The organism is Streptomyces sp. NPDC031554, assembly GCF_055580685.1.
In genome coordinates this window covers 242,810-252,853 of sequence record NZ_JBVIKX010000012.1, presented here as the reverse complement: position 1 = coordinate 252,853, position 10,044 = coordinate 242,810, and the positions used below count along the sequence as shown (strand labels likewise).

Annotated in this window: 9 protein-coding genes; 4 read left to right on the top strand and 5 right to left on the bottom strand. The window is 72.2% G+C overall.

What is annotated here, in order from left to right; all coding sequences use genetic code 11:
• Positions 1 to 186 precede the first annotated feature (186 nt).
• The gene (locus tag ACZ5FU_RS28240; RefSeq protein ID WP_451778632.1) at positions 187 to 1,440 is read left to right on the top strand and encodes an outer membrane protein assembly factor BamB family protein; all 1,254 of its coding nucleotides are present in this window, start codon (positions 187 to 189) and stop codon (positions 1,438 to 1,440) included.
• Between the two features lie 734 nt (positions 1,441 to 2,174).
• Positions 2,175 to 2,624 (top strand): spore-associated protein, encoded by a 450-nt coding sequence (locus ACZ5FU_RS28235; RefSeq protein WP_451531041.1) that lies wholly within the window; start codon positions 2,175 to 2,177, stop codon positions 2,622 to 2,624.
• Between the two features lie 231 nt (positions 2,625 to 2,855).
• Here ACZ5FU_RS28235 and ACZ5FU_RS28230 read toward each other — a convergent pair whose 3' ends face one another.
• Both ACZ5FU_RS28230 and ACZ5FU_RS28225 read right to left on the bottom strand, forming a co-directional pair.
• Positions 2,856 to 3,974 (bottom strand): fatty acid desaturase family protein, encoded by a 1,119-nt coding sequence (locus ACZ5FU_RS28230; protein WP_469047313.1) that lies wholly within the window; start codon positions 3,972 to 3,974, stop codon positions 2,856 to 2,858.
• 7 nt (positions 3,975 to 3,981) lie between these two features.
• Positions 3,982 to 5,040, bottom strand: coding sequence for a ferredoxin reductase (locus ACZ5FU_RS28225; RefSeq protein WP_468646328.1), 1,059 nt, complete (start codon positions 5,038 to 5,040; stop codon positions 3,982 to 3,984).
• Between the two features lie 86 nt (positions 5,041 to 5,126).
• Here ACZ5FU_RS28225 and ACZ5FU_RS28220 point away from each other — a divergent pair, with 86 nt between their 5' ends.
• A complete protein-coding gene (locus ACZ5FU_RS28220) occupies positions 5,127 to 6,266 on the top strand; it encodes a PucR family transcriptional regulator (protein WP_469047312.1) in 1,140 nt (379 codons plus the stop codon).
• 411 nt (positions 6,267 to 6,677) lie between these two features.
• On the opposite strand, the gene ACZ5FU_RS28215 is transcribed toward ACZ5FU_RS28220, so the two are convergent.
• Both ACZ5FU_RS28215 and ACZ5FU_RS28210 read right to left on the bottom strand, forming a co-directional pair.
• Positions 6,678 to 7,787, bottom strand: a complete 1,110-nt coding sequence (locus ACZ5FU_RS28215) for a ParB/RepB/Spo0J family partition protein (RefSeq protein ID WP_469047310.1) — start codon at positions 7,785 to 7,787, stop codon at positions 6,678 to 6,680.
• 365 nt (positions 7,788 to 8,152) lie between these two features.
• Positions 8,153 to 8,662, bottom strand: a complete 510-nt coding sequence (locus tag ACZ5FU_RS28210; protein WP_469047309.1) for a flavodoxin family protein — start codon at positions 8,660 to 8,662, stop codon at positions 8,153 to 8,155.
• A gap of 91 nt (positions 8,663 to 8,753) precedes the next feature.
• On the opposite strand from ACZ5FU_RS28210, the gene ACZ5FU_RS28205 reads away from it, so the two are divergent.
• The gene (locus tag ACZ5FU_RS28205; protein ID WP_469047307.1) at positions 8,754 to 9,410 is read left to right on the top strand and encodes a TetR/AcrR family transcriptional regulator; all 657 of its coding nucleotides are present in this window, start codon (positions 8,754 to 8,756) and stop codon (positions 9,408 to 9,410) included.
• 90 nt (positions 9,411 to 9,500) lie between these two features.
• Here ACZ5FU_RS28205 and ACZ5FU_RS28200 read toward each other — a convergent pair whose 3' ends face one another.
• Positions 9,501 to 9,995, bottom strand: coding sequence for a hypothetical protein (locus ACZ5FU_RS28200; RefSeq protein WP_469047305.1), 495 nt, complete (start codon positions 9,993 to 9,995; stop codon positions 9,501 to 9,503).
• Positions 9,996 to 10,044: the final 49 nt, after the last annotated feature.

The window sequence follows — 10,044 nt, the reverse complement described above, 5'->3', positions numbered from 1 at the left end:
CGGCCGGTGGAGGCCATGAGCGGGCGGGTCCCGCTCCGTGGGGGTGTTCCCCCTCGTCGTGGGGTCCGGCCCGGAGGCGACGGGAGGGCCGGAACGCCGGTGGGTCCCGAACGCATGTGACGTTTCCACGGGGGTAGTGGGTCGTGGTCATCCCGACCGGGTGACTTCCGACCAGGGGGTGTCTCGTTGAAGGCAACAACACGCCGTTCGGGTAAGAGACTTGGCGTCGTCTGCGTCGCCGCCGTCACACTGCTGACGTTCACCGGCTCGCCGCGTGCGGCGGACCCGGTGCCGGGGCGGACCGCCACCGCGGCCGAGCTGACGGACGCGACGCTCGGCTACCGCGCCGACAGCCGGGCCGACGGCCTCGTCGCGGGGGCCACGGCGGCCCCGCCGTACAAGAAGCTGTGGTCCCGGGACTTCGGGACCGTCGTCTCCGCGCCCGTCGCGGTCGGCGACGAGGTGTACGCCGTCGTCAACGCGGACGACGGCACCGAGGGCGGCCCGCGCATGATGCTCGTCGGGATCCGGGCCGCCACCGGCGAGGACCTGTGGCCGGCCGTCTCCCTGGAGCAGAACGAGCCTCAGGCCGGGGTGTCGTACGGGGGCGGCCTGCTCTACACGCAGACGTCGCGCGGCACGATCGCCGCGTGGGACCCGGCCACCGGACGGCAGAAGTGGTCGACGACCCTCGACTCGGCGTCCATGCAGTACCCGCCCGTCTGGTACGACGGCCTGCTCTACCTGCAGGACGGCCGCGGCACGGCGCTGGCGCTGCGCGCCGACACCGGCGCCCAGGTGTGGACGGCCCCCCTGTCGGAGTACTCCTGGGCCCCGACCGTCGTCGACGACTCCGGCGTGTGGATCGGCTTCGACGGCATCGCCTGGCACCACCTCGACCTCAAGACCGGCACCGAACTGCACCGCTTCGAGGTTCCCGACGTCTCGGGCGCCTACGGCAACCCCGTCGTGCTGGGCGCCGGCGCGGCCTGGACGCGCAGCAGCGACAGCGACGACGAGACGGTCACCGCCTACGACCGCAAGACCGGGGCGGCCGTGCGAAAGCTGCCCGCGGACGCCACCCCGGTCTTCGGCCCGGGCCGCGTGTACCTCGCCCATCACGGCGAGGTCAGGGCGCTCAGCACCAGCACGTACGAGGCCGCCTGGACCTACACCAGTTCCGTGAACGCGGCCACCGTGCGCCTGGTGGCCAACGGCTACGTGTACGTGGAGGACGCCGACGGACGCCTGGTCGCGCTCGACCAGGAGACCGGCCAGGTCGCTTGGTCGTACCGGCGTCACCCCGCGCCGCCGCCCATGTCGAACATCGTCGCCGAGGACGACTGGCGCGGTTTCGTCGTCCCCGGCATCGCCACCTCCAAGGCCCGGCTCTTCGTGCCCGGAGCCGAAGGCACCCTGATCGCCTTCGGCAAGGAATAGAGCGGCGCGCCTCCCGGCGGCCCGGCGCGGTGTCACCTGAGCCGTCCGCAGGAACGAGGTGCGCCGCGGTGGCGCACCTCGCGGGCCCCGACCGCGGTCGGGGCCTCGCGCAGCCCGAGGGTCGGGTCGCCGCCGGGACGCGGTCCCGCACCTCCGGGCGCGGGGAGCCGGGCGGCCGCGTACTCGTGTCCCTGCCCCTGCCGGCGGATCTTCCGCGCCGCCCGTTCGGAGTGCCTCGATCCCAGGCGCTCCCGGCGACACCGGACGTCAGCCCGTCGGACCGTGACGGATCGGGGGAGCACCCGTGGGTGACCGTGTTCACGGGGCTCACCTCCGTACGACGACCTCACGGCCCGTCATGAAGGCGGCAGCGGGGCCTCGCCCCGCTCAACTCATCCGTGACGCTCGACCGGTTCGGGGGTTCGGGTTCACGGCAGGACGACGCGACGGCCCGGCGCTGCCCGCGGTCGAAGCCGCACAGTGAGCCGGCATCGGCCGGCCGGCCCGGCCGGCGGAGCCCACCGGTCCCGGCTCGACCGCTGACGCACCGGCCGGGAGCCCCTACCACCCCTACCTGGCAACCGGTGCTCGAACGGGGTCGGTTGCGTCTCGAATCGGCCGAACGCCACGTCGGTCATGGCTGAAAATGCCAGTAACCCCGGCACAACCATCCGAAGGTGTCGCACGTCACACATGGCAGGAGCAAACAACTCCTAAGAACACAAGGGGGAAATATGCGCTTCACTCGGTCCATGCTGGGCGCAGCCGCACTGGCCGCTCTGTCGGTCGGGGCCACCACCGCCCTGGCGGCGCCCGCGTCAGCCACACCCAACACCACACCGCAGAAGGTCTGCGGAAGCGGCTACAAGACGGTGAACTCCGCCGCCGTCGGCTCGCTGGGCACCGTGTACCTCGCCTACAACGCGACCAACGGCAACAACTGCGTCGTCACCATCCGCACCAATCCCGGCACCACCCTGGACATGTCCTCCTGGATCTACGTCCCCGACACCAACGAGGGCGACGACGACTACGGGCGCTACACCTCGTACGCCGGACCCTCCTACGTCATCGGCAAGGGGCACTGCGTCGACTGGGGCGGCAGCATCGCCAACGTCCACGTCCAGGTGACCGGCTCCAACTGCGGCTCCCTGAGGGAGCACCGGACCACCTACACCCGCTGATCCACCCGACACGCACACAAGGCCGCAGCGATCCGGCCCGCCCCGGCGGAGCCCACCGGGCTCCGCCGGGGCCACCACGGGCGCGGCGGCCCGTCGTCCCCACGGCCGTCCGGTCACCTTCCGGCGGGAGCGCCGGCTTCCGTACCGGGGGCCGCCTGCTGAGCCCCCGGCGCACGTCCGGGCGGCGCAGCCGGACACCGGGCTGCCCCGGATCCGAACCCGTACCGGGAATCAGGCCGCGACGAGTTCCTGCTCGCGGTCCGGTGCCTCGACCTTCGGCTTCCTGTTCGGCAGCGAGAGCCGGAAGACCTTGTGCCACGCGGAGAACACCTGCTTGGGCAGCGGCCCGGTGACGTACTCCAGCTCGTACTTCTCGAACAGCGCGCGCACCTTCACCGCGACCTCGGCGTACCGGTTGCTCGGCAGGTCCGGGAACAGGTGGTGCTCGATCTGGTGCGACAGGTTGCCGGTCATGAAGTGCATGGCCCTGCTGCCGCTGATGTTCGCCGAGCCCATCATCTGGCGCAGGTACCACTGGCCGCGCGTCTCGCCCTTGATCGACCGGCGCTCGAAGACCTGCACGCCCTCGGGGAAGTGCCCGCACATGATCACCGAGTGGGACCAGATGTTGCGGACCAGGTTCGCGGTGAAGGTGGCGGCGAGCGTGGGGAGGAACGACGGGCCCGACAGCAGGGGGTGGATCACGTAGTCCTTGAGCACCTGCTTGCGGATCTTGCGGCCCACGGCCCTGGCCCGCGCGCGGAACTCCGGGTTCTTGCGGCGGCGCTTGTGCAGGTTCTTGCCGAGCTCCAGGTCGTACGCCGCGATGCCGTACTCGAAGAAGCAGGCGTTGATGAAGTTCCACAGCGGCTGGCCGAGGTGGAACGGGTGCCACTTCTGGTCCTCGTCGACGCGCATGATGCCGTAGCCGAGGTCGTTGTCCTTGCCGATCACGTTGGTGTACGTGTGGTGCAGCTCGTTGTGCGAGTGCTTCCACTGATCGGACGGCGAGACGTGATCCCACTCCCAGGTGGTGGAGTGGATCTTCGGGTCCCGCATCCAGTCCCACTGGCCGTGCAGGACGTTGTGGCCGATCTCCATGTTGTCCATGATCTTCGCCACGGACAGACCGGCGGTACCGATCACCCACGCCGGCGGGAAGATGGAGAAGAGCAGCACACCCCTGCTGACCAGCTCGAGCTTGCGCTGCGCCGAGATGACCTTACGGATATAGGCGGCGTCCTTCTCGCCGCGGTCGGCGATCACCTCGTCGCGGATCGCGTCCAGCTCGCGACCGAGCTCCTCGATCTGCTCCGCGGTCAGGTGGGCGGTGGGGTCGATGGCGGTCAAGGTGCTCCTACCGTTCGATGTCGCAGGGGCCCGCCGCGGCGGACACGCAGGTCTGGATGAGGACGCCCGGCTCGGCCTCGGTGATCTCGCCGGTGCGCAGGTCGCGGACGGCGCCCGCCTTGAGCGGCGTGACGCAGCCGAAGCAGATGCCCATGCGGCACCCGGAGGGCATGAGCACGCCGGCCTCCTCGCCGACGTCCAGCAACGGCGTGGCGCCGTCCGCGTCGACGGTCCTGCCGGTGGTGCTGAACGTGACCTCGCCGCCGCCGTCGCCGGCGACGACGATGCTGGGGCGGAAGCGCTCGGTGTGCAGGCGCTCGCGTACACCGTGCTCGCCCCAGTGCTCCTCGGCGGCGTCGAGCAGGCCCGCGGGCCCGCAGGCCCAGGTCTCGCGCTCGGCCCAGTCGGGCACGAGTTCGCCGAGACGGGCGATGTCGAGCGTGCCGTCCGTGTCGGTGTGCACCTCGGTGAGCCGCAGCTTCTCGTCCGCGACCAGGTCGTGCAGTTCGCCGCGGAAGATCACGTCCTGCGGCCGTGGCGCGCAGTGGACCATGACGACGTCGTCGAACTCGGTGTCGCGCAGCATGCCCATCACGGGCGTGATGCCGCTGCCGGCCGTCAGGTAGAGCACCTTGGCGGGCTTGGTCCGCGGCAGCACGAAGTCACCGGTCGGCTGGTCGAGCTGGATCAGCGTGCCCGGTCTCGCCCTGCGGACCAGGTGGTTGCTGACCTTGCCGTCCGGGATCGCCTTCACGGTGATCGTGACGCGGCCGTCCTGGCGGTCCGTCGGCGAGGTGAGGGAGTAGGCACGCCACAGGCGCACCCCGTCGACGTCGACCCCGATCCGCACGTACTGACCGGCCGTGTGGCCGCGCCAGCCCCGTCCCGGCCTGATCACGACGGTCGCGGCGTCACTCGTCTCGGGGTGCACGGCCTCGATGCGCCCCCGCAGGTCGGCGCCCGCACGCAGCGGGCTGACCAGGTCGAGGTAGTCCGACGGCAGCAACGGCGTCGTGACCATCTCCAGCAGTTTCCACGCCCTGCTGCGGAGGGCTGTACTCGTCATGGCTCCAGCTTGCTGCGCCCCAAGGCGTAAAGTCCTGACCGCAGGACGTAAATCTGGTCGGCCGAATTGTTCGCAGGGAATGAAAAGTGAGCCATGTTATCCGGAGGGCCAGCGAACTGGCCCTGGACGAGACGACGGTCACCGCGCTCCGGGCCGCGCTGAAGGCCACCGCCGACGAGGTCGTCCAGGCGATCATCGACGAGGTCCCTCCCTACGCCAACGCCCTTTCGGGCCACATGGGCGCCACCATCCGCCGAGCCGTCCGCACCGCCCTGGGGCACTACCTGGACCTCGCGAGCGGGAACGCCACAGGCGGCGGCGGCGGTGACGCGGCCTACGAGCTGGGCCGCGGCGAGGTCCGTGACGGCCGTTCGATGGACGCCCTGCTCAGCGCCTACCGCGTCGGCGCCCGCGTGGCCTGGCGATGCCTGGCGGCGGGTGCCGTCCCCGCGGGTCTGCCCGCCGCCGAGGTCGCCAAGTTCGCCGAGCTGACCTTCGCCTACATCGACGAGCTCTCCGCCGCGAGCGCCGCGGGCCACGCCGACGAACTGGCCGCCCGGGGCAGGGCCCACGAGCGCCACCTGGAGCACCTGGCCCGCGACCTCCTCGCCGGCGCGAGCCCGGACGTGCTGCTGGCCTCCGCCCAACGGGCCGGGTGGCAGCCTCCGGTCTCGCTGACCGCGGTCCTGCTGCCCGCCGCCCAGGCCCGGCCCGCCTACCGCGCGCTCGACCCGAGCACCCTCGTCCTCGACGATCTGCCGGACGCCACCGGTGTGCTGCTCGTCCCCGACGCGGACCGGTCACACCTCTTGCGGCGGCTGACCGACCGCACCGCGGTGGTCGGCCCGGCCCGGCCGTGGACCCGTGCGTCCGCCTCGTACGCACGAGCGATCCGCGCGCGCTCCCTCTCCTGTGATGTCCGCGACACCGAGGACCACCTGCCCGAGCTGGTGCTGAGCGCCGACGTGGAGGCGTTCGCGGACCTGCGTGCCCGCGCCCTCGCACCGCTGCGGGCCTTGCCCGCCGCGACCGCGCGGCGGCTGGAGGAGACGTTGCGGGCGTGGCTGCTGCACCAGGGCAGGCGGGAGGAGGCGGCGGCGGCGTTGTTCGTCCATCCCCAGACCGTCCGCTACCGGATGTCGCAGCTGCGGGAGCTGTTTCCGGATCTCGCATCGCCGCACCGGGTCCTCGAACTGACGCTGGCGGTCGGCCTCCGGGCCGGCTGACGAGCACGGCCTCGTCCTCGGTGCCGTCAGCCGGCTCGTGCGGCCCGGGACAGCACGTCCAGGGCCTCTCGTTCGGATCAGGCCGGGCTCGCGGGCCCCGCACCCCGCCGCGTCGTCGGTCGCCAGGGCTCCGCCCTGACTCCCTCCTCCGCCTCGCGAGGCACGGCACCGGACCCCGCTCCCTGATCCGGCCAGATCAAAACGAAACTGCCTAGTGGCTGAGGGGGCCGAGCCGACGGTTCGGCCGAAGTCGCCGTCCGCCCGCGTTTCGAGGGAGGACGGCGAGACGCGGCCGGACGGCGTCACCGACGCGTGTTCGCCGGCCGCGGCCCCGACTTCGACGAGCAGCGCCGCATCACCCCTCCGGCCGGCCGGGCTCCCGCGAGGCGTACCGCGGGAGGGGCGCGCCGTTCAGACGGACGATCGCTGCGAGACCTCCTGCGCGAGCCGCTGCCAGGCGCTGGCGCACTCCGCGGCCGCGGCGGACACCATCGCCGCGCGGTGGGTGGGGACGGACTCCGCGATCTCGCCCCAGCGCCGCACACCGGCGATCTGCGTCTCCAGCATCCGCAGCAGCAGCCGTCCCGTCTCCGTGTAGCGCAGGGACGGGTCCCCGCACAGGTTCTTGAACAGGGTGGGCAGGTCCGGCCGAGCCGCGTCGTCCTGGGCCTTCGCGACCGGCGGGCCCGGTGGCGTGTCCGGGCCCGGGGCGGAGGACCCCTCCGCGTCGTCGGCCGCCCCGGGAGGGCGGGCCGCCGAACTCCGCGCCGGCGGCCTCGTCCGCTGCCCCGGCGCTCTCCGGCGGGGAGCGGGTACCGGGTCCTCGCCCCCCAGGACCCTGTTGCGCACGTCGCGCACGGTTCCCAGCGAGAGGTTCGCCTGCCTCGCTATCTCCCGCAACGGCGCGTCGGGCGACGCGGCGATCAGCCTGCCCGCGGTCCGGCGTCCCTCCGTCGTGCTGAGCGGACGAACCCTGCCGTCCCGGCCGAGGCGGGAGAGGGGAGCCGCGCCCGCCTCGCTCCCGCGGCGCCGCAGTCCGCCCACGGTCGTGGCCGACAGCCCGGTCACCGAGGCGATGACCCGGTCGGACCACTGGGCGTGGGAGGCGATGATGCGCTCGGCGGCGCTCACCCGTTCGGCCAGTGTCAGCGGCAGCCCGTGGCCGACGTTCGACTTCACCGCCAGCACGAAGGCGTCGGCCGCGGCTCCCTCGAAGAAGCGGACCCGGATCTCCGACTGCCCGCGGAGGACGGCCACCCGGAGCCGGTGCATCCCGTCGACGACGCGCATGGTCCGGCGGTGCACGATGATGGGCGGCAGTTCCTGGTCCGAGGCCGCGAGCACCTGCGCGTGCTCCAGGGACTCGCCCGACAGGCGGGGCGAGTCCCCGGGCAGCAGCAGTGCGACCGGCACGGTGGTGACCTCGGTGAGGGCCGGCCGCCGGTCCCGCTTCCGGGGCGGGACGCCCGGTTCACGCCGGTCGGGCACAGGCGGAGGTGGCTCGAAGTGGGCAGCACTCATTGGACGTTCCCCGTCTTCGTCTGCTCAGTGTCATCCCGAGCGCGATCCGACGCCGAGGTAGCCGAGGTGCGGGAAGGCCGCTGTCTCCGGAAAGCGCGGGCCCGAGATTACAAGTCTCCCTGAGGGCTTGCAACAACTTGTGCAACGATTCAAGTAACGCGCATTCCGAGTTTGAAATACCATGTATTTAAGTCTCAGGCCTCTGACCTGCCCTTTCACTCGAAGATCGCTCGGTGGGCGGCGGTCTTTTGTGGCTCAAAACCAACGACGTCCCGCCTCGCCCGCCCCGGCGACGGGGAGGGCGAGGCGGGCGAGGGGTGCCCGGGGGGCGCCCGGAGCCGGTCGGCCCGTCCGGCGCCGGCCCCTCAGGGGCGCAGCGACGCCCCCAGTCCGCTCCCCCAGGAGCGGGCGCGGGCCTCCTCGCCGTCGACCAGGGGGCCCGCCGTACCGGTCACGCGGAAGCTCTCGCCGCGTTCGGCCAGCCGGAAGCCCCGCTTCTTCAGTGCCTTGTGCGCGGTCTTGGACGCGCAGCCCAGGCTGAAGCGCGTCTCCAGGGAGGTGTCGAACGTCACCACGCGCAATCCGGGCCGCGGCGCGACCGAGGCGATCCACTCCCGGACCCCGGTGCCGTCCTGTTCGGTCGCCCCCTTGGCGGCGGCCTGCGCACGGGTTCCCTGTTTCGGCAGCGAGTAGTTGTGGGTGGGGGCGCCGACCAGCAGCAGAGTGACGTCCGCGCCGATCTCGCGGGGCGCCTCGTGCGAGGTGACCAGGGTGACGGCGGCGGGCCCGAGGGGCTCGGCGAGGCCGGACGCGATGCTCTGGGCGATGGTGCGGGTGTTGCCGAAGCAGGACTCGGCGACGATCAGGACGGTCATGGGCCGACCTCTCCTTAGTTTTACGCCGTAAATCTCGGATGGTCAACGGTATGTTTACGCCGTAAAACTCGTCAAGCCGGTAGGGGGAGCCATGACAGTCGGCCGGAGCCGCGGGCAGCACGCGGGAATCTCGCGGCAGGACATCCTCCGGGCCGCCGTGCGCCTGGCGGACCGGGAGGGCCTCGCGGCGCTGTCGATGCGCCGGCTCGGTGCCGAACTCGGCGTGGAGGCCATGGCCCTGTACCACCACATCCCCGGCAAGAGCGCGCTGTTGGACGGAGTGGTCGAGCAGGTCGCCGACGAGGCGCCGCTGCCGGACCTCGACGGCTCCACCTGGCGCGAGGGGCTGCGCGACTACGCGCGGTCGCTGCTGAAGGCGTTCGGGGCGCATCCGCACCTGGTGCCCCTGCTCATGTCCCGGCCCGCCATGACGCCGCGGAACCTGCGGAGCATGGAGACCGTCCTCGGCTCGCTGCACGCGGCGGGGTTCGGGCCGCGGCAGGCGCTCGACGTGGTGTACTCCCTCACCGGGTTCGTCCTCGGGCACGTCGCCATCCAGACCCGGGCGGGGGAGAGCGGCGTCCCCGGAGGCACCGACGGCACGGCGAAGCTGTCGGACCTCGACCCCGGCGAGTACCCCCTGCTCACCCGCGCCGCCCGCGCCGACGAGCGCCGCGGTACGGCGTCGCGCTTCGACTTCGCCCTCGAGGCGCTGCTCGCCGGCTTCGACGCCGCCCGGGGCGGCTGAGGGAGCCGCGGTCACGCGGGAGCCGCCCCGCCGGCGCGCGGTCGGGGGTGCACACGGGCGGGGCGGCGGCCGGGGGCACGGCGCGCGGGGTTACGACCGGCCGGGCCACCCGGCGGCACGGGCCCGCCACAGCAGGGCGACGACGGCGAGTCCCGCGACGCTGGGCAGGAAACCGACCAGGCCCAGAGGGGTGCTGAGGGCCGTGTATCCGGTGCTGTCCTCGGTGAACATGTTGATCAGGGCGAGCGTCAGGCCCCCCGCGAAGAGAGCGGCCGCGGCGAGGTGCACCGTGGGTTTGTGCAGCCTGGTCTGCCGGATGACCCACAACCAGGCCAGGGCGCCGATCACGCCGTTGACGGCGAGGTAGATCAGGATGATCAGCTGGTAGTGGTTCACCTCGTCGGTGGAGTAGTCGGGGTAGGCGTGCCGGATGTGGTCCGCGTACTGGTCGGTCCCGAGCGCCACGACGAGCGGGACGATCACGATGGCGAGCAGCGTGAGCGCCAGTCCCGCGTACATGGTGACGACCGCCCGGTGGGCGGGCGGTGGTAACTGCTGCGGGCGGGACGCTGCGGCAGCGGGCATGGTCTGTCTCCTTCTCGAGCATGTGCTGTGCCGGGGGATACCCGGAGTA

What these genes read in the sequence shown, in the direction of transcription:
- ACZ5FU_RS28235 (WP_451531041.1), top strand. Translation starts at nt 2,175, where the DNA reads ATGCGCTTCACTCGGTCCATGCTGGGCGCAGCCGCACTGGCCGCTCTG.
- ACZ5FU_RS28225 (WP_468646328.1), bottom strand. Translation starts at nt 5,040, where the DNA reads ATGACGAGTACAGCCCTCCGCAGCAGGGCGTGGAAACTGCTGGAGATG.
- ACZ5FU_RS28215 (WP_469047310.1), bottom strand. Translation starts at nt 7,787, where the DNA reads ATGAGTGCTGCCCACTTCGAGCCACCTCCGCCTGTGCCCGACCGGCGT.
- ACZ5FU_RS28210 (WP_469047309.1), bottom strand. Translation starts at nt 8,662, where the DNA reads ATGACCGTCCTGATCGTCGCCGAGTCCTGCTTCGGCAACACCCGCACC.
- ACZ5FU_RS28205 (WP_469047307.1), top strand. Translation starts at nt 8,754, where the DNA reads ATGACAGTCGGCCGGAGCCGCGGGCAGCACGCGGGAATCTCGCGGCAG.
- ACZ5FU_RS28200 (WP_469047305.1), bottom strand. Translation starts at nt 9,995, where the DNA reads ATGCCCGCTGCCGCAGCGTCCCGCCCGCAGCAGTTACCACCGCCCGCC.